Source organism: Rhodococcus spongiicola, assembly GCF_004011835.1.
Taxonomy (GTDB): Bacteria; Actinomycetota; Actinomycetes; order Mycobacteriales; family Mycobacteriaceae; genus Prescottella; species Prescottella spongiicola.
Map to the genome: position 1 here is coordinate 161067 of NZ_RKLN01000001.1, position 18768 is coordinate 179834.

17 protein-coding genes and 1 riboswitch are annotated in these 18768 nt (G+C 67.5%); of the genes, 8 read left to right on the plus strand and 9 right to left on the minus strand.

The window, feature by feature from the left end:
- Position 1: 1 nt before the first annotated feature.
- On the plus strand, positions 2-2515 hold the full coding sequence (locus EF834_RS00705; protein ID WP_235870937.1) for an FtsX-like permease family protein: 2514 nt from the start codon (positions 2-4) through the stop codon (positions 2513-2515).
- Here EF834_RS00705 and EF834_RS00710 read toward each other — a convergent pair.
- Positions 2508-4061, minus strand: coding sequence for a carboxylesterase/lipase family protein (locus tag EF834_RS00710; RefSeq protein WP_408014465.1), 1554 nt, complete (start codon positions 4059-4061; stop codon positions 2508-2510). The genes EF834_RS00705 and EF834_RS00710 overlap by 8 nt on opposite strands.
- A gap of 126 nt (positions 4062-4187) precedes the next feature.
- Positions 4188-4284: riboswitch (TPP riboswitch) on the plus strand.
- On the opposite strand from EF834_RS00710, the gene EF834_RS00715 reads away from it, so the two are divergent.
- The 4 genes from EF834_RS00715 to EF834_RS00730 all read left to right on the plus strand — a co-directional run bounded on the left by EF834_RS00715 (position 4272) and on the right by EF834_RS00730 (position 7590).
- Positions 4272-5006 carry a TenA family protein gene (locus EF834_RS00715; RefSeq protein WP_408014433.1) on the plus strand — a complete coding sequence of 245 codons (735 nt, stop codon included), beginning with the start codon at positions 4272-4274 and terminating at the stop codon, positions 5004-5006. (Overlaps the previous riboswitch by 13 nt.)
- Positions 5003-6031 (plus strand): ABC transporter substrate-binding protein, encoded by a 1029-nt coding sequence (locus EF834_RS00720; RefSeq protein WP_127944529.1) that lies wholly within the window; start codon positions 5003-5005, stop codon positions 6029-6031. Before EF834_RS00715 ends, EF834_RS00720 begins: the two co-directional genes overlap by 4 nt.
- Complete coding sequence (locus EF834_RS00725; RefSeq protein ID WP_127944532.1) at positions 6009-6824, plus strand: ABC transporter permease; 816 nt, start codon at positions 6009-6011, stop codon at positions 6822-6824. Before EF834_RS00720 ends, EF834_RS00725 begins: the two co-directional genes overlap by 23 nt.
- A complete protein-coding gene (locus tag EF834_RS00730) occupies positions 6817-7590 on the plus strand; it encodes an ABC transporter ATP-binding protein (protein ID WP_127944535.1) in 774 nt (257 codons plus the stop codon). Before EF834_RS00725 ends, EF834_RS00730 begins: the two co-directional genes overlap by 8 nt.
- A 133-nt stretch (positions 7591-7723) precedes the next feature.
- On the opposite strand, the gene EF834_RS00735 is transcribed toward EF834_RS00730, so the two are convergent.
- The 4 genes from EF834_RS00735 to EF834_RS00750 form a co-directional block, all read right to left on the minus strand.
- Positions 7724-8548 carry a hypothetical protein gene (locus tag EF834_RS00735; RefSeq protein ID WP_127944538.1) on the minus strand — a complete coding sequence of 275 codons (825 nt, stop codon included), beginning with the start codon at positions 8546-8548 and terminating at the stop codon, positions 7724-7726.
- Positions 8549-8774: 226 nt separating this feature from the next.
- Positions 8775-9839, minus strand: a complete 1065-nt coding sequence (locus EF834_RS00740; RefSeq protein ID WP_127944541.1) for an alpha/beta hydrolase — start codon at positions 9837-9839, stop codon at positions 8775-8777.
- A gap of 283 nt (positions 9840-10122) precedes the next feature.
- Positions 10123-10641 (minus strand): VOC family protein, encoded by a 519-nt coding sequence (locus tag EF834_RS00745; protein WP_127944544.1) that lies wholly within the window; start codon positions 10639-10641, stop codon positions 10123-10125.
- Positions 10642-10690: 49 nt separating this feature from the next.
- Entirely contained in the window at positions 10691-11563 is an 873-nt protein-coding gene (locus EF834_RS00750) for a uracil-DNA glycosylase (RefSeq protein ID WP_127944547.1), read from the minus strand.
- Positions 11564-11678: 115 nt separating this feature from the next.
- Here EF834_RS00750 and EF834_RS00755 point away from each other — a divergent pair, with 115 nt between their 5' ends.
- Both EF834_RS00755 and EF834_RS00760 read left to right on the plus strand, forming a co-directional pair.
- Positions 11679-12443 carry an SIR2 family NAD-dependent protein deacylase gene (locus tag EF834_RS00755; protein WP_127944549.1) on the plus strand — a complete coding sequence of 255 codons (765 nt, stop codon included), beginning with the start codon at positions 11679-11681 and terminating at the stop codon, positions 12441-12443.
- A gap of 195 nt (positions 12444-12638) precedes the next feature.
- Positions 12639-12911 carry a chorismate mutase family protein gene (locus tag EF834_RS00760; protein WP_127944553.1) on the plus strand — a complete coding sequence of 91 codons (273 nt, stop codon included), beginning with the start codon at positions 12639-12641 and terminating at the stop codon, positions 12909-12911.
- Between the two features lie 12 nt (positions 12912-12923).
- Here EF834_RS00760 and EF834_RS00765 read toward each other — a convergent pair whose 3' ends face one another.
- Together EF834_RS00765 and atzF are read right to left on the minus strand one after the other, a co-directional pair.
- Positions 12924-13622, minus strand: coding sequence for a GntR family transcriptional regulator (locus tag EF834_RS00765; RefSeq protein WP_127944556.1), 699 nt, complete (start codon positions 13620-13622; stop codon positions 12924-12926).
- Between the two features lie 102 nt (positions 13623-13724).
- Entirely contained in the window at positions 13725-15455 is a 1731-nt protein-coding gene (gene atzF / locus EF834_RS00770; protein WP_127944559.1) for an allophanate hydrolase, read from the minus strand.
- A 361-nt stretch (positions 15456-15816) separates the two neighbouring features.
- Between atzF and EF834_RS00775 the strand changes: the two genes are divergently transcribed.
- A complete protein-coding gene (locus EF834_RS00775) occupies positions 15817-16503 on the plus strand; it encodes an SDR family NAD(P)-dependent oxidoreductase (protein ID WP_127944562.1) in 687 nt (228 codons plus the stop codon).
- Positions 16504-16604: 101 nt separating this feature from the next.
- On the opposite strand, the gene EF834_RS00780 is transcribed toward EF834_RS00775, so the two are convergent.
- On the minus strand, positions 16605-17783 hold the full coding sequence (locus EF834_RS00780; RefSeq protein ID WP_127944566.1) for a hypothetical protein: 1179 nt from the start codon (positions 17781-17783) through the stop codon (positions 16605-16607).
- A 76-nt stretch (positions 17784-17859) separates the two neighbouring features.
- A complete protein-coding gene (locus tag EF834_RS00785; protein ID WP_127944570.1) occupies positions 17860-18726 on the minus strand; it encodes an SDR family NAD(P)-dependent oxidoreductase in 867 nt (288 codons plus the stop codon).
- Positions 18727-18768: the final 42 nt, after the last annotated feature.

The following is an 18768-nucleotide window of genomic DNA, read 5'->3' on the forward strand; positions in this document are numbered from 1 at the left end:
CGTGCGTCGGCCTCGTCTGCGCGTGCTCGCACGTGCCAACATCCGCAGGCGCCCGGGCGGGTTCGTGGCGGTGTTCGTCGCGGTCTTCTGCGCCGCCCTGCTCACCTGCGCGCTCGGTGTGCTGTTCGAGTCAGGTATCCGCGGCGGCGTCCCCCCGCACCGCTATGCGGGAGCCGACGTCGTGGTCGGTGCGGCGCAGTCACTCGACGTCCGCGAGGACATCGACCCCCCGTACGTCGAGCGCGCGTTGCTGCCGGACGCCGTCGTCGGAGAGCTGTCCAGTCTTCCGGGTGTTCGCGCCGCGGTGGGCGACATCAGTGTGCCGTTGAGCACCGACGACGGCACCGTGTTAGACGGGCACGGCTGGGCGTCGGCGGCCCTTGCGCCCTACCGGCTCTTGTCCGGGCGAGCCCCGACGTCGCCCGGCGAGGTCGTCGTGACCGGAACCGGCAGCGTAGGAGATCAAATCACCTTGCGGCACGGCGGGATCGGCAGCGACTACACGGTAGTCGGGATTGCCACGGCTCCTGCGCCCGAGCCGTCGCACCGCCCCGCATCCATCTTTCTGTCCGACCTCGACGCCCGCGAGATGTGGCCGCACGGTGATGCGGTGTCGGTGGTGGGGTTGTTCGCTGACGAAGGATTCGATGCGGCATCGCTGGCCGCCGCGGCCCGCGATGAACTCGCCGGACTCGATGTCCACACCTACACGGGCGACGCCCGCGGCGACGCGGAATACCTCGACGCTGGTGCGGCGCGCAACAACCTGATCCTGCTGTCCGGATCGTTCGCCGGACTGGCAGTGGCGATCGCGATGTTCGTGGTCGCGAGCACGCTGTCGCTGTCAATTCAGCAGCGTCGGCGTGAGTTCGCGTTGTTGCGAGCCACCGGCGCCACTCCCGGTCAGGTGCACCGGCTGATCGGCAGCGAAGTTCTTCGGGTTGCCGGCGCCGCCGCACTTGTCGGGGTGGGCCCCGGGTACGCGCTCGCACAGGTGCTGCGGGCCCAGTTCGCAGCAGCCGGTGTTCTACCGACGGACTTCGCGCTCGCGTACGGACCGTTGCCAGCCCTGGCCGGGGGGCTTCTGGCAGTGGTCACCGCTCGGATCGCCGCGGCTGTTGCAGCTAGACGCCCGGCCCGACTCGATCCCACTGAGGCCCTGCGCGAATCCGCCGTCGAACCCGGGTCGATCGGACCTGTCCGTCTGCTCAGCGGTCTCGTCGTCGCTGCCGGCGGCCTCTTCCTGTCGCTCCTCCCGGCCATGCTGCCGGGGCAGGCGGCGCTCGCGGGTGCGGGATCCTCCGCCGTGCTGCTGGTCATCGCGGCGGCGCTGTTGGGTCCGATCCTGGTGTCCGGCGCGATCCGATGGTTCGGCGGTCCCCTCCGCCGCAGCTCGTCGCCGACGCTCGTCCTCGCGGCCACGAACTCGGGGGCCGGGGCACGGCGTCTCGCGGCGGCGATCACCCCGCTGGCGCTCGTCGTCGCCATCGGTGCCGTGCAGCTCTTCGCGCAGGACACCGTCGCCGCCGCGGCCGACAAGCAGTCCCGCGACGGCACCACCGCGGACCTCGTCGTCACCGCTCCCTCCGGGATGGCGCCCGCACTGGTCGACGCCATCGCAGCCCATCCCGCTGTGCGCGAAGCCAACCCGATCACCCGTACGCAGGTCCTCTACGAGGTTGGTGGAGAGGCTCCGTACACCGAACCGTACTCGGCACAGGGCGTCGACCCCGCGGCGACGGAGTCGACCATGAATCTCGACGTCCGAGACGGCAGCCTCGGGCAGCTTGGCGACGGCACCGTCGCGCTCAGCACGGACGCCGCGTACGCGATGAGCGCCGACCTCGGCGACACGGTCCCGCTCCGGCTCGGGGACGGGACACTCGTCACCCCGACGGTGGTCGCGACATACAGCCGCGGCCTCGGCTTCGGCGAGGTCACGCTGCCGGCATCTCAGGTCCGGGCGCACACCACGACCGGGCTGGCCGACATGGTCCTCGTGTCGGTACAGCCCGGTCGGATCGATGACGCCCGCGCCGCGATCACCGCGATGGGCGGAGTCACGGTCTCGGACCGTACCGAGTTCGCCGTCGCCGGACAGGAGCAGCGCCGCGAGCAGGCTTGGGTGAACGTCGTCGCGCTCGCCGTGCTGCTCGCCTATCTCGCGATCGCGGTGGTGAACACGCTCGTGCTCGCCACCGTCGAACGCAGCCGGGAGTTCGCGCTGCTGCAACTGGTGGGCTCGAACAAAGGTCAGGTTCGTCGCATGATGGGTGCCGAGTCGGCGATCGTCGTCCTCGTCGCAGCGGTCATCGGCTCGGTGGTCGCCCTCCCGCCGCTCGCCGGCGTCGCGGCGGCGGTCTCGGGGCGTCCGATCCCGAGCATCTCGCCCGCGGTCTACGCCCTGATCCTCGGCGTCGCCGCCGCGCTGGGTGCCGGCGCGATCGCGATTGCCACCCGAACCGCGCTGCGCCGAGACCCGGTGGCCGCTGCCGCCGGAGCCGGGCCTAGCTGAACCCCATCGCCTTGTCTCCCCACGCGACACGCATCTCTCGATCCGGGTCGGCGACGAGGCTGTCACGGTGGTCGATCAGGAGCGTCGACCGGGTCTCCTCGGTGTACGGTGCCCAGTGCTTGGAACCGTCGAGCGCGGCCGGGACGGCGTGCCGCGCGAAGGCCAGCCAGCGTCGCTGCATGCGCCGAGCTACCTCGATCGCGCTCCTGCGACCCCCGAGCCAGAAGGTGGGATCCGGATTGAGTGTCCCGAAATTACCGAAAACATAGGGCAATTCGGTTGCGTGTGCGGCCCCGATGCGCGCTGCCTTGAGCATCGGTGTGGCGTGGTCGAAGCGATACATCCACGTCGGCGAGTGCCGACTGTGCGCGTCGGCCACCCACAGGGCCGGCATCCGGAAGGCTGCATCAGTTGTAATCGCCAACGCCCCTCGGGATTTCGTCGAATCCGGGTATGCGGCGGCGATCTCGGCCAGCCGCGCCGGAGACAACTCGGGATTGTCCTCGGCCAGACCGGCGAACATCTGCTGGACGGCCTCGGAACTGACCGGCAGCAGTGACGAGCCGGTGAACTTGAAAATCGACGCCTCATCCTTGTTGGAACCGATGATCAGCGGGATGCGGTGCGAGTATCCCCTCTGGAACGCCGTGACCGGATAGCGCGGGACCAGGTCGCGGTCGACGACCGGGGCCACGGCCACCGTGCCCGGCACCCGTGTCGGCACCTCGTCGACGAGAACGTCGCAGGCCTCGACCAGTTGGCCGACAGGCATGTCGAAGAGGTCGGTCGCGCGACCAACGGATAGGTCCAGGATCTCCAGGAACCGTCGCGCAACGGCCGCAGCCCGTTCGGCGCCGTACACCGACGTTGCCGGCGGGCTCTGCGCGATCGCACGATGGAACAGGCCCTCGGCCCTCGGCACCGTCATCAGTGTGGTGATAGATCCGCCACCGGACGATTCACCGAACAGCGTCACCTCGGCCGGATCACCACCGAACGCGGCGATGTTGTCGCGCACCCACTCGAGGGCCGCGATCTGATCCCGCAGGCCCAGATTCGACTCGAATGTGCGGTCCGCTGTCGAGAACGACGACAAGTCCAGGAAGCCCAGGGCCCCAAGCCGGTAGTTGAAGGTGACCACCACGACGTCACCGCGTTCGGCGAGCAGTCGGCCGTCGTAGACGGCCTGCGCAGAGGAACCCAAGCAGTAGGCGCCGCCGTGGACCCAGACCATGACCGGGCGTGGTTCGCCGTCGGGGAGCGGGGCCCACACGTTGACGGTCAGGCAGTCTTCGTCGATCCGCATCGACGGGTCGAGCGGGATGGAAGTGTCGTGGCCCTGAGGTGCCATCGCGCCGAACGCGCCGGCGTCGAGCACGAGGCTCCACGGCTCGGGCGGTACCGGGCTGCGGAAGCGCAATTCTCCGGTGGGTGGGGCCGCGTACGGGATGCCCCTCCAGAAGAAGACCGAGCCCTCGGGATATCCGCGGACCGGTCCGAGTCGTGTCTCGACCACCAGTGCGTCGGGCTGCCTGAGCGCCCCCACCTCGACAACCTCCACAGCCCGACCCTCCTGACCTCCCGCGCGGGATGGTGCCGACTGCCGGTCGGTCCGTTCCACGACGGACCGTCGCCTCAAACGTACCAATCCTGCAGTGCTAAGGTCGGCACGTTCACTGACACGGGGTGCTCCGCAAGGGCGGGGCTGAGATCACACCCGGGAACCTGCATCAGGTAATGCTGACGAAGGGATGTCATGGCGATGACAACGCCTGTCCAGGACTCGTCTGACCATTCCGCCACCGAAGGCGCTCGATTCACCGATCTGCTGTGGGAGCGCACGGCCGATCTGCGCGCTCTGATCGACGACATGGAGTTCCTGCGTCGACTCGGTGACGGCACACTTCCGCTCGACGTGTTCCGTCATTACATCGAGCAGGACTCGCTGTATTTGGCCGAGTACACGAAGGCCCTCGCACTGTTGGCCACCAAGTCGCCGGATCCCCAGACCGCGGCGTTCTGGGCGACGTCGGCCGCGACGGCCGCCGTCGTCGAAACTCAACTGCACGGAGAACTCCTGGCCGGCGGCTCCCTCCCCGAGAGCACGCAGGCGCCGGAGCACTCACCGGCCTGCCTCGGGTACGTGTCGTACCTGACCGCGACCGCATCCACCGAGCCGTACCCGGTTGGGGCCGCCGCGGTTCTGCCGTGCTTCTGGATCTACGCCGTGGTGGGTCGCCGCCTCGCCGCCACCGCCCACGAAGTGCTCGCGGCCGATCCGTCGCACCCGTACGCGCAGTGGGTGACCACCTACGACGATCCTGCCTTCCAAGAGTCCGTCGAGTCGGCACGTCGCCTCGTCGACGCTGCCGCAGACGCCGCAACCGCCGAGCAGCGCGAGGCCATGATCCGCGCGTTCGTGATCGCGACGCGCTACGAGTTCATGTTCTGGGACACCTCCCTGAACCAGCAGTCCTGGCCGGCGTCGTGAGGACCATGTCGCGGCTGCGCCGCGCTCTGGCGACCTCGGCGATCGTGGTGTCCGTGCTGGGCGTCCTCACCGCATGCGGCAGTTCCGACAACTCGGCCGACACCATCCGGTTCGCCCTGGACTGGACACCGAACACGAACCACACCGGGTTGTACCTCGCGCTCGAGGAGGGCTTCTTCACCGACGCCGGACTGAACGTCGAGGTGCTGCCGTACAACCAGTCGTCGCCGGACACCCTGGTCGACGCCGGGCGGGCCGAGTTCGGCATCAGCTTCCAGGGTGCGGCCACGTTCTCGCGGGCCGCGGGCGCCCGGACCGTCTCGGTGCTCGCGCCGCTGCAGCACTGGGCGACCGGTATCGGCGTCAAGGCGGATCGGGCCGACATCACTCGCCCCAGGGACCTCGACGGCAAGATCTACGCCGGGTTCGGCGATCCCGGCGAGGAGGCGATTCTCCGCCAGGTCATCCGGAATGACGGCGGTACAGGTGATTTCGAGACCGTCGTACTCGGCACGTCCGCCTACGAAGCGGTGTACGACGGGCAGGCCGACTTCACGGTGTCGTTCTTCGCGTGGGAGGGCATCGAGGCGGAACATCGTGGCACCCCGATGCGCTACTTCCATTACACGGACTTCGGTTTCCCGGACGCATACGCAATCGTGGTCAACGGGAACGAGACCTGGCTCGCCGAGCATCCCGAGCAGGCACGCAAGTTCGTGGAGGCCCTGCAGCGCGGCTACCAGGTGGCCGCCGACGATCCGGACCGCGGTGCACGAGCATTGATCGACGCCAACCCGGGTGTCTTCAGCGACGAGGAACTGGTCTACGAGAGCCAGCGGATGCTGGCGGCGGACTACATGAAGGACACCTCGGGCCGCGTCGGCGCGCAGACGCGGGACCGGTGGGCCGGCTACTCGGGGTTCCTGTACGAGAACGCACTGCTCGCCGGGCCCGACGGCAATCCCCTGACCACCGAACCGGACTGGTCTACGTACTTCACCGATGAGTACCTCGCAGCGTCCTAGTCGCGGAACGCTACCGGCACACGGACCGGTGCGCCGGTTCCTTCCGGCCGCGCTCGTCGTGATAATGCTGGTCGCGGCATGGCAGATCTATGTCGTGGTGAGTGGGATCCGACCACAGGTCCTGCCGTCACCCGCCCGGGTGGTCGAGCAGGGATGGATGCACCGTGACGACATCGCTGTCAACGCGTGGGCCACAGTGCAGGTCACGCTCGTAGGGTTCGCGGTCTCCCTCGTCGTAGCTTGGGCGCTCGCGATCCTCGTCGACTTTTCCCCCCGGCTACGACGCGCCTTCGTTCCGCTGTTCGTCGTCTCCCAGACGCTACCGATCATCGCGATCGCGCCGCTGATGATCATCTGGTTCGGCTTCGGCCTGCTGCCGAAGGTCCTCGTGATCGCCCTCGCGACGTTCTTCCCGATGACCATCGGCCTGATCGAGGGCTTCGCGGCAGCCGATCGGGATGCCGGCGCGCTGCTGCGCAGCATGGGCGCGACGCGCTGGCAACAGTTCCGGTACGTGCGACTGCCGTCGGCTCTCCCCCGCTTCTTCACGGCGTTGCGAATCGGCGTGACGTATGCAGTCGTGGGCGCGGTGTTCGCCGAGTACGTCGGCGCGAGTTCCGGACTGGGCATCTACATGAGCGTCCAGAAGAACTCCTTCCGCACCGACCTGGTGCTCGCGGCCGTCCTGGTCACTGCGGTGGTCAGCGTCGCACTGTATCTGTGCACATTCGCGATCGAACGGGTCGTGGCACCCTGGGCCATGCGACCGAGCCGGGACCGACACCATGACTGACATCCAGACCGATACCCCCATCGTCGAACTGTTCTCCGTCACCAAGACGTTCGGTAACCGACGAGTTCTCGACGGTGTCGACCTCGGCGTCCGACCCGGTGAGTTCGTGTCCGTGATCGGGCCGAGTGGTTGCGGCAAGAGCACCATCTTCGGGATCGTTGCGGGTCTCGATGATCCGGACTCCGGCACCGTGTCTGCGCCGACGTGCGCCCACATGCCCCAGAAGGATCTGCTCTTCCCGTGGCGTTCGGTCCTCGACAACACCACCCTCGGACTCGAGGTTCAGCGCGTCCCCCGCAAACAGGCTCGCGCCCGCGCCGCCGAACTCTTCCCACGGTTCGGGCTCGCAGGCTTCGAGAATGCTCGACCCCACCAACTCTCGGGCGGAATGCGCCAGCGGGCAGCCTTGCTCCGCACGGTTGTACAGAACCGCTCGGTTCTGCTGCTCGACGAGCCGTTCGGCGCCCTGGACTCGCTGACCCGCACCGAGATGCAGACCTGGTTGCAGGACGTGTGGCAGCAGTACCGTTGGACGGTACTGATGATCACCCACGACGTCCGCGAGGCCGTGTTCCTGTCCGACCGCGTAGTCGTCCTGTCGGCCAGGCCGGCGACGGTTCGACGCGACGTGGTCGTCGATCTGCCGCGTCCGCGAGAACTCTCGGTGGTCACGTCCCCCGAGTTCGTGGCGATCGAACGCGAACTCATCGAGGTACTGCACGAGGAGTCCCGTCGGGCGCTGGCCGAGCAGGAGTCTGCCCGCTAGCTAAGACCCAGATGGCACAGGTGCTGGCTCGAGACCGCCTGGTTGCTGAGGGAACGCTGCGCCCCGGACGGCCGGTGCGGTGCATGCCGACATGCCCGCCACCGGAACCGTCCAGGGACAACATCATTCGGTCCTACGACCCGATGGATCCTACGAACCCACCGGCACCGGCACCGGCAAACCCGCCGGACCCGGTGGACCCGAAGCCGTTCGGCAGCGGAGCCACCCACTTCCACTCCGCGCAGTCGTTGGTGACGAACTTGGTGTCGGTCTTCTCGATGACCACAGCCGATGCCACCGTCTTATCGGGATCGTTGGCTGGCTTGGTACGGCCTGTGGCGACCTCGCCGCCGGGGGCTTTGCGTTCCCAATCGCATTTCTCGTTCTCGAGGCCGGGGTTCTGGTAGATGCCCGGCTTGACCTTGTTTTCCCCGTCGCCGACCAGGAACTCGCCGGTGCCAGAAATGGTCGGCTTGCCCAGGCTCCCCGACGAGCCGAGCGACCCGGTCGAACCCAGCGACCCGGTACCGTCCTCGAGCGGGGCCACCCACTTCCACTCCGCGCAGTCGTTGGTGACGAACTTGGTGTCGGTCTTCTCGATGACCACAGCGGATGCCACCGTTTTATCGGGATCGTTGGCTGGCTTGGTACGGCCTTTGGCGACCTCGCCGCCGGGGGCTTTGCGTTCCCAATCGCATTTCTCGTTCTCGAGGCCGGGGTTCTCGTAGATGCCCGGCTTGACCTTGTTTTCCCCGTCGCCGACCAGGAACTCGCCGGTGCCAGGAATGGTCGGCCCACCCAAGCTTCCGCTTCCGGACGAACCGAACGAACCCACCGCACCGAACCCACCCGCCGCACCGACCGAACCGGTGCCACCGAACGGATTGGCCTGGGCGATACCGCCCGTTAACATTGCCAACGAAGCTAGTCCTGCGATCCCGATTCTTGCAGCACGCATGCATACCTCCTCGCAATCACGGCCCCCGGAGCGGGCGCCTGGCGAAGATCACGGTATTGCAACAAACCACCGGAGTGGGGGAACCTGAAATCCCGCGTCAAGTTCTCGACCGGCGCGAGCCACCAACGGCGGCACCCGCATCTCGACCCGAAATCGCCTGTACGGAAACGTTCTCACCCTTCCATGTGTCTCCGGGAAGGACGACTCGCGAAGCGGGCTCAGGACCTCAGATTCCCATCGAGCGCGCGATCATCGGCCAGGAGTTGTGCAGGTCGTCCTGCCAGTAGCCCCACGAATGGGTGCCCCCGGGCCGGAAATCGACGACGGCAGGGATGTTCAACTCGGCGAGTCGTCTGGCGAGGTTGTGGGTGCAGTAGTTGGTCGCGGCTTCGATGACGCCGCCGACAATGATCTGGTTGGCAAGTGCCAGAGCCTGGCCGTTGATCCCGGGGCCCTCGAGCGTTTCGTGAGGACCGGGCAGACCGGAGCCGCTCGTGATGTACAGCTCGGTGCCGCGCAGTCGTTCAGCGTTGACGACCGGATCGTTCGCCACCCAACCTGGGCCATCGAGTGGGCCCCACATGTTCGTGACGTCTACACCGCCACGCACACCAAGGACCGTTTGGATCGCGCTCTGACCTGCCCACGTGCTGGTCTCGGCACAGCCACTGTAGGAGCCGACGCTCTCGTAGAAGCCGGGCTTGGCGATTGCGAGATTGAGTACCGACGTCGCGGTCATCGAGATCGCGGCAATGGACTGAATGCCGTTGGTTCCGAACCTCTCGTCGATTACTGGCGGTAGTTCCTCGAGCAGGAAGGTCTGCCACTTCTGGCGGCCGAGCTTCGGATCGTCTTTCTCCCAGTCGGTGTAGTAGCTGAATGCCCCCTCGAGTGGAGTCACGACATTGACGTTCTCGTTCTTGAAGAAGTCCATCACGTCGGACTTGCGCTGCCATGTCGCGGAGTCCTCGCCCCCGCCGGCGCCGTTGAGGAGATACAGCGTCGGTCGTGGCTCACTGGTGTCCGCAGGCAGGATCACCTCGAGAGGGATGTTTCGATCCATCGACGGCGAGTACACCGAGATTTTGACCTTGCGGTCGGAGCTCTGGGTGTATCTCGCCAGGTAAGACCCGGACTCGTTTGGTGCAGCCGCTGCACCGACTTGGGCCAATGCCGTCGTCGGCGCTGCGAGCAGCGACGCGGCGGTCAGAACCGCCGCAGCCGCAAGAGCGCGGGCGCGCCCAACCTTCGAACTCGTCACTTCAACGTCCTCCCCTGAACCTCGAAACATGCTGCGCGCAATGCAGATCCGACGCGTCTATGCGCGACGTCGGAACCCCCGCGACCGACTTCAGAAGAGCACAATACTGACCCGTGGCGGTAGATGTCCAGATCCGTGACACCTAAGCGGGGTTGATCAGCAGTTCACGTTCAGATGTGGAGTGATGCGGACGGATACGCTCTCGTTCACTCAAATCCTTTGCCTCATAACCGCTGCCGAATCGAGTGGCGAGGGCTGCGCGACGGGGCGGTCGAGCCGATCGCCTCGGAGTGTCCTCTTCCAATCAACGGGCTCAACCGATCGTTCGAACGGGATCCGAACCATCCCAGGTACGGGCCTGCTCGATTCCGTAGTCGAGCATCGCCCGCATCCCGGCGCTCTGGATGTACTCGAAGACGATCCCCGGCTGCGCCGGCGAGTGCACGTATGCGACCCGGGTGAAGGGGCTCTCGGCGACGAACAGTTCCTCGAGACCGCGACTGCGAGCGGAAGCGAGCGATTCATCGAGATCATCTGTGATCCAAGCGATGTGGTGGGGACCGAGCAGTGGATTACCCGCATCATCCGTGTACGGGGACGGTGTGGACGACGTGATCTGCATGAGTTCGATCTGGAGGGCGCCGGTGTACCCCATCGCGACGTCCATGGTCACGACGGTGTCGGCTCCGGCGTAGCGCCCGGACAGCCTCACGCCACGGAACACCGTCCACGGGCCGACACCGGCGTGTTTCACCCAGTGGTCGAGGGCATCGTCGAGTTCCGCGACGACATACCCCATCTGCATTGCGGGTTCCGGAACCTGATGGCTCATGCACACCTCCAGCGGCGGTCGACGTGGCTGGGATGGTACCCGCGCCCCGTCATGGTCCCGAGCCGCCGCAACCCCACCCGAGCTCGGCGAGATCCCTGGCACGGCCGATCACGTCGTCGAGCATCTCCTCCGTGAGCTTGCCGGTGAAGGTGTTCTGCTGACTCGGGTGATAGCACCCGATCATGGTGAGCGTCTTACCGGCCGGGGTGTGCAGGACGGCGATCTCCCCGTGCCCGAACTTCGGCTTGGGCACGGGCACGGTCCCCCCTGCGCGGCGAACGACGTTCAGGGTCGCATCCCAGCCGAAGGAGCCCAGAGCGAGGACGGCACGCACCCACGGCAGCAGGTCCGCGAGTTCGGCGTCCAACCAACTCGCGCAGCGGTCCCGTTCCTCGACGGTCGGCTTGTTGTCCGGCGGCGCGCAGCGGACGGCCGAGATCATTCTGGCGCCGAACAGCTTCTGCCCGTCCCCGGCGTGCTCGGCGGTCGCCCTGTTCGCGACGCCGGCGCGGTGCAGTGCCCGGAACAACCAGTCGCCGGACTGATCACCGGTGAACATCCGGCCGGTGCGGTTTCCGCCGTGTGCCGCGGGCGCCAGGCCCACGATCAACAATTTGGGCAGCGTGTCACCGAAGCCCGGGAGCGGACGTCCCCAGTAGGGCTGGTCCGCGAATGCACGTCGTTTGACGTCGGCGACATGCTCGCGCCAGTCCACCAGACGCGGACACGCCCGGCACACGCTCACGCGGGCGTCGAGCTCCTCCAGGTTTGCCGCGGTGGTGGCCTGAGCGGCGACGTCCTCCGCGCAGCGCGCGACAGGCGTGTCCACGGTCGCCGGATCGGCGGGCCAGCCGGTACCGGGGGGTACCGGGGATGCGAACAGCTCACCCGTGCCGGGATGCGGCAGCAGCTCGCCGGTCATCGGGTCCACACAGGCATCGGCATGCGCCAATTCAACCCGATCGGCTCGCCTCGATCGGCTCCGCACCGCCTACCCCGATGCGGGTGCCGGGAGCCGGGCCACCACAATCGACGGCATGAACCAGCACACCGTCGATCCGGCGATCGTCGAGGCAGCCCGCCTCGCTCGCCGGGTGGTCGCGTTCAGTGGCGCCGGCATGTCCGCCGAGAGCGGCATTCCTACCTTCCGGGATGCCCAGACCGGCCTGTGGGAGAAGTTCGAGCCGGAGCAGCTCGCGAGCCCGGACGGGTGGAGGCGCGACAGCGGGCTGGTATGGGCGTGGTACCAGTGGCGGACCGGCCTGGTGCGCCGCGTGCAGCCCAACGACGGCCACCGGGCACTGGCGGCATGGGGGCAGCAGGTCCCGATGAAGATCATCACCCAGAACGTCGACGACCTGCACGAGCGCGCCGGCAGCGAGGTCACTGCACACCTGCACGGCAGCCTGTTCGCCCCACGATGCAGCGGATGCGGCGCGGCGTACCCGTCGGACGGCGGTCTCGACGTCGAACCCACCGGCCCGGTGCCGCCCCCGAAGTGCGCGAGTTGCGGCGGAGAGGTGCGCCCCGGCGCGGTCTGGTTCGGCGAGTCGTTGCCACTGGAGGCCTGGCAGGGGGCCGAGAACGCGATCGACGAATGCGACCTTATGATCGTCGTCGGCACGTCCGGGGTGGTGTACCCAGCCGCGGCCCTGCCGCTGCAGGCAATCGAGTCTGGTGTCACCGTCCTCGAGATCAACCCGCAGACGACCGACCTGAGCCCGCACGTCCACCACTCGTGGCGCACCACGGCCGCCATCGGGCTTCCTGCCCTCGTCGCGGCGATTGGCGAGTACTGGTGAGTAGCGTCACTCGAGGTCCCGTGCAGTGACCTAAACGTGCACTACACCCGTTGGATCGGGCCCCCCGCGCCACTGATCAATAGTTGGCGGATTACACACATTTGTTACGTATCGCCCAAACCTGCGACGAACCGTGAGACAGTGTCACAGTTGGGTCACAGCTGGCCGTGCCCGCTCGAGACTAAAGGAGACGTTGTGTCCGTTGAGACCGATTCGCTCGCCGTCCGTGCCACTGGCTCCTCGGGGGACGTCGACGAGACCACGCTCGACCGCCTCGAGCAGGAGATCGCCGAGCTGGATGCTCTGATCCTGGCTGCCGTGCGTCAGCGCACCGACATCGCGCGCAGCCTGGCAACAGTAGAGGCGGAAGAGCACGATGACGCCGCGTCACGCTTCGAGGATCTCGGGTCCGACGGGCCCGCGCTGGACCGCATGCTGGCGCGGTTGAGCGCACACGACTCCGAGTAGGGCGCGAAGGCCTCAGCGCCGACCGTGTAGGGCGTGTGCGGTGACCGCCTGAACTGCTCGCTGCTCGACGACCTCCAAGGATTCACCCACGTGCGCACGCAGGGACGCGAGTGCACCCGTCAACTCACCGTCGAGGATCTGTTCGACGATGGCGAGGTGTTCGGTCACGGTCGCATCCACCCGTTCCGGGGTCTGGTAGTCGTACATCCTCACGAGCCGGATCTGACTGTTGACGTTCGCCAGCGCACGAGCCAGCGCCGGGTTGCCGGTCGCGGTCGACAGGTCCAGGTGATACTGCTGGTCTAGCTGGACGATGTCGGGGGACGGTTCCGGTGGGGTGGCCTTCAGGTCGAGCCACCGTCGCCGCACTGACTCGAGCAGAGCCCGGTCGAGTTCGAGATCCGGGTTCTCGATATGCCGGGCGATACCCCGCAACTCCAGCGTGATCCGCAGCTCGTACAAATCCCGAATACTGTCGAGGTCGGGAAACATCGGGTAGTACCCGTCGTCGCGCCGGATGACGATGCCGTCCGAGTGCAGCCGCACGAGCGCCTCGCGAAGCGGCGTCCGCGACACCCCGAGCGACTCACACAGTCGTCCCTCCACCAGCCGGGCGTGCGGATCCACCTGACCGGTCATGATCTGCTCTCGCAGTTCCAGATAGACCCGCTCTCGCAGACCGATTCCCGCGCGTGCGCCTGGATTGGTCATCGCATGGTCTCCATCTGTCGCTGTGACGCGGCGCCCGAGAGAGGCGGCATGGGAGTCTCCTGTTCGTGGTTCTGCCGAATGCCCTCGCCTGATGGTTCGACGCTACCCGTCCGTCCCCACGGGGACGCCTGCCAGGAACGCACGCCATCCGCCGAAGCCGGTGATGTCGACGCCGCCCGCAGCCGCCGCCGGTGTGCACGTGAACCCGACAGCGGCGGTGCCGTCCGCTAGCGTCATCGCGGTGAGCGCCATCGGCTCCGGCAATGCCGCCAGGAAGGCGCCCAGGCCCGCTTGCGAGATGCGGTACAACTCCCCCGGCAGCGAACGCCCGCCACCTTCTGGCACCCGCACGAGACCCGGCTTGGGCGGCACGGAGTCCAGACGGACCATGAGGTAGTCGTCGGTCGTCGCCACGGACCGCTCGAACCGGGCCCCCAGCGCCTCCAATTGGTGATGGAGCGGCTGGCCACGCAGGTGCGCCCCGAACACTGCGAGCAGGACCCCCTCGTCTGGTGCGACGGCGGCGGGGTCGGTTCCGGCGACACGAGCCGCGACATCGAGCGCAACCTGGTCGCCGAACGCCGGGGCAACGGTCATGACACCGAACGACTCGCCGGGTTCACCCGCCGCCGGCACGGCGACGGACGCCATGTCGAGCAGGTTGCAGAAGTTCGTGAAGGTGCCGAGCCTGCGGTTGATCTCGAGCGGCTCGACGACTACATCGTCGACAAGGGGATGCTCGGTCGTGGTGGGCAGGAGCAGCACGTCTACGTCAGCGAACAGTTCAGCTGCGTAATGCTTGGCGGCGATGAGAGAGCCTGTGTCACGGACGAATTCGTGGGCCGGCTTGTCGGCCGCGCGGCGAATAATACCGGCGACGGTGGGGTCGAGAGCCGCGGACGGGTTCGCGACGACGAACTCCCCTACCGCGTCGTACCGTTCCGCGACGAGCGCGCCATCGTAGAGGAGTCGCGCAGCCGCGAGGAGCGGCGCGATGTCCACGCGCACGACTTCGACGCCGGCCTGCTCTACGCCCGCCACGGTCGACGCGAAGCTCCGCCGGTAGCTGTCCGAGAGCAATTCGAGCTGTGCGTCGATCGGAATCCCGACACGAGGCCGTTCCGGCGCGGCGAGCACGACGTCCCTGGGCCACGACCGGCTGCGAGGGTCGGCTGCGTCCGGTCCCGTCATGATCGACATCGTGTGCGTGGCCAGGTCGAGAGTCGGCGCCATCACCGTGACGCAGTCGAAGTCGGCACACGCGGGCACGACACCCCTGGTCGGCACCAGGCCGAGCGTCGGCTTGATGCCGACCACGCCGTTGAACGCAGCGGGCACACGCCCGGATCCGGCGGTGTCAGTGCCGAGCGCGAAGTCGACCAGCCCGAGGCTGACGGCCACTGCGGAGCCGGAGCTCGAGCCTCCCGAGACCCGGTCGGGATACTCTGCGGCACGAACGATTCCGTAGGGACTGCGAGTGCCGACAAGCCCTGTGGCGAACTGGTCGAGGTTGGTCTTGCCGAGCAGGACCGCACCCGCGTCCAGCAGTCTCGTCACCGCCGGCGACGTCGCCGTGGCGATGTAGGCGAACTCCGGACAGGCCGCCGTGGTCGGAAGCCCGGCGACGTCGATGTTGTCCTTGACCGCGAACACGGTCCCGGCCAGCGGCAGCTCCTCGCCCGCCGCGACGCGCCTTTCGATCGACACCGCGTCGGCGAGGACGTCGGACTCCGATCGCAGATGAATCCACACTTCTGGGCGAGCACACTCGGCGACACGGGCGAAAGCAGTTCGCACGCGTTCAGTAGGGGTGGCGTCGAGCGTCGTCGTCATCGTTGGCCGCTTTCTCGCACGGGCCGCACCTCGGCCCAACCATGTATACGTCGCCGTATACGCTAGAAGTCCTGGTGTTACGTGCGGGCTACACGACGTGACGATCTCGTGTCGACGGGTGAGAACGGCGAGCCGAGAACGCCGACCCGACCAGCAGCCCGGCGATCGCGCGTGCGGTACTCCACACAATGTACGCCCGGGTGAATCGTGTTCTAGACTCCACACACCCACACAAGATCTCGTTCTACGACGACCCGGCGGATCCCCACCCCGGCAGTATGTGGCCCGGTCCTTCGCGGACACTCGTCGACCCGCGCGCTTCGACCGGCACCGGCGCCAGAATCTGTGGAGGACGCTCAGCATGACCGAAACCGCATTCGTCACCGGGGGCACGGGCGCACTCGGCGTTCATGTCACCAAACATCTTCTGTCCCTCGGATGGCGAGTAGTCACGACGTTCACCGAGCCGTCCAAGGCCGCGCGGCTCGAGAGCCACGATCGGCTGGAGCTTGTCCAGTGCGACGTCGCCGTCCCCACGGAACTCACCGCAGCCGTCTCCGTCGCCGCGGGCGATCCGGATGCTCCGCTGACGGCGCTGGTCAACCTCATCGGCGGTTTCGAGTCCGGGCCGCGCACGCACGAAGCCGACTTGGAAGCCATCGACCGCCAGCTGGATCTGAACGTGCGTACCACGTACACGGTTCTGCGTGCGACACTTCCGCACCTCATCGCGAACGGCGGCGGCTCAGTGGTCTCGATGTCGTCCGGCGCGGCCGTGAAGCCGTTCCCGGGTGGCACCGCATACAGCACCTCGAAGGCCGCGGTCCTCGCCCTGGCCGAGTCGATCGCCGTCGAGTACAAGAAGGACCACATCCGGTCGAATGCCCTGCTGCCCGGGGTGATCGACTCGCCCGCGAACCGGGCCGCCATGCCCAACTCCGACCGGTCGAGCTGGGTCGATCCGACAGATGTCGCCAAGGTGATCGCGTTCTTGCTCTCGGACGACTCGGTACCCATCACGGGTGCCGCTATCCCGCTGGGACTGTGACGACTCCGAGGACGAGTTCGAGACCCTGAGCCGAGACCGGGCTGACGCGCGCCGAGCTACCGTGCCCTGAGCTACGGCGCCCTGAACTACCTCGCGCCGAACTACCGTGCCCCCCGGGCGGTCAGTGCAGCGATGTCACCGCCCAACGTGTGCCGGAAGGTGCGGAGCAGACCCTCGACCTCATCGAGCTGGTCACCCACCTGGTGGGTGTTCTCCACGGACAATTCCCGGATGCCCGAGCGCGCGATCAGCTCGTCGATCCGGCTGTCCAGACTCGTTGCCCAGCGCATGGACGCCACGGCTCGAAGCTGGGTCTCGGCATGCGACAACAAATCTGCGATCCGGGCGAGTGCGGCGACGCGTTCGACCAACTGCTCCCACACCGGTTCGAGGGAGTCACGACGGGAGGCCACGTGATCCCTGGCCTCTGGAGTGGAGACGAGCGCATCGTCGAGCTCGCCGTAGATTCCCTGCAACGCCACGGTGTCGACAGCGATCTGGGTCAGCTCTTCCGCGAGATCGAGTTGGGCGCGTTGCACCGCGAAGTGCTCGGAATGCCATGCCGCCGATCCCTCGATCCGGTCGTACAGCGCGCCGGCGAGGAACAACAGGGTGTCGTATCGGTCCGCGAAGCGGTCATCGTCGGATTCCACCGCGCCTTCGAGCACCTCGGCCGCTCGGCGGCCCACCTCTCGTGCCCTCGTGTTGTCGGACGCGCGCACCACCCGAGCCGCGGTTCCCTCCAGCATCGCGTTGCGTAGATCGTGCAGGTGCCGGCGGTGGACCGGCAGCGGAGCCGGGGTGCGGGTCAGCGCAGTGAACAGCGCGTCGCGCTGGCCGGGGTCGAGGTGTAGCCCGTCGCGACGCTCACGGCGGATCGCCCGCACACCGCCGGCATAGTGCGTGCCGGACATCGTCATCGCAGACTGCAGCCCGTCGAGTCGCTTGCCGAGATCGGCGGCCCGGTAGCGGTAGGCGAGCTGCACGGGGCCGGAGCGCAACGAGGCGACCTTGCGCACCATGTGCCGGTGCTCGTCGACGAGCAGGCGCAGGTCGCCGAATCCGCCGATCGACGGGAGCGCACGCCCGGCACGCCGTCGGGCGGCGAGGATCTGGCGGGTGGATGCGTCGACACGTCCAGCCGCGATCAGCACGCTGGCGGCGTCCGAGAGCGGCGGATGCCGACCGTCGAGACGTGCCCGCTCGCACCAGCATCGAACCTGTTCATTGATGCGCTCGCGACGCTCGGTCGCGCCGTCGGACGGATCGGGTGCGGGCATGGTGCCTCCTCGAGGGGCCTACTGCTCACCACTGTTCCAGAAATCTTGCGCAGTCGTCGCGACCCCGACGGCAGGTTCAGTCGATGACGGCGTCGCCGAACTCAGGCGGGCTACCGAGGAATGGACGGTGCGATGGGGGCTGCTGTCCCTCGACGTCCGTGACGCCGAGTTCTTCGGCGATCTCGGCGCCCACGAGGACCTGACCGCTGCGGGCCATCAGCTCCGGGTCCCGCGCGAGCGCGTCGATGACCCGGCCGGTGAACTCCGGCGACTCGGCGGTCGCGGCCAGGCCGTCGTACGCGCCGGGGTTCGCGGCGAATGCGGCCAGCGTGCGCTCGGTCTTGAGCAGGCCCATCCAGATCGAGACCACCGCGATACCCCACGGGCGAAAATCGACAGCCATGTCGTGCGCCATCTTGTCCACCGCCGCCTTGCCCGCGCCGTAGGCGGGGCCGTGCATGTAGCACGTGCCGCCGAACGAGGACGTGTTCACCACGAGGCCCTCGCCGTTGGCTACGAGCAGCGGAGCGGCGTAGTAGCTCGAGATATAGCTCGAACGCATCCCGACGTCGAACAGGTCGAGCAGCGACAGCGGCTTCTCCCAGAACGGTCCCCTCATGGTCAGTGCATCCGGAACGGTCAGTGCGTTGTTGACCAGGATGTCCAGGCGCCCGTGCTCCTCCCGCAGCTTCGTGAAGAACGTCTCGACCTGGGTGTCGTCGCCGTGATCGAGTACGACGGGCACGCCGACGCCTCCCCGTCGCGTGACCTCTTCGGCGGTCGCGAACACCGTGCCGGGCAGGGGCGCATCACCCTCGGACTTCGTCCGCCCCGTCACGTACACCTTCGCGCCGGTCGCGCCGAGCGCAAGCGCGATGCCCTTGCCCGCGCCACGGCTCGCGCCGGTGACCACGACGATCCGATCCGATCTCAGCCCCACCATTCACTCCATCCGTCGTCGGGAGACCCCACACGGTGTGCGGTC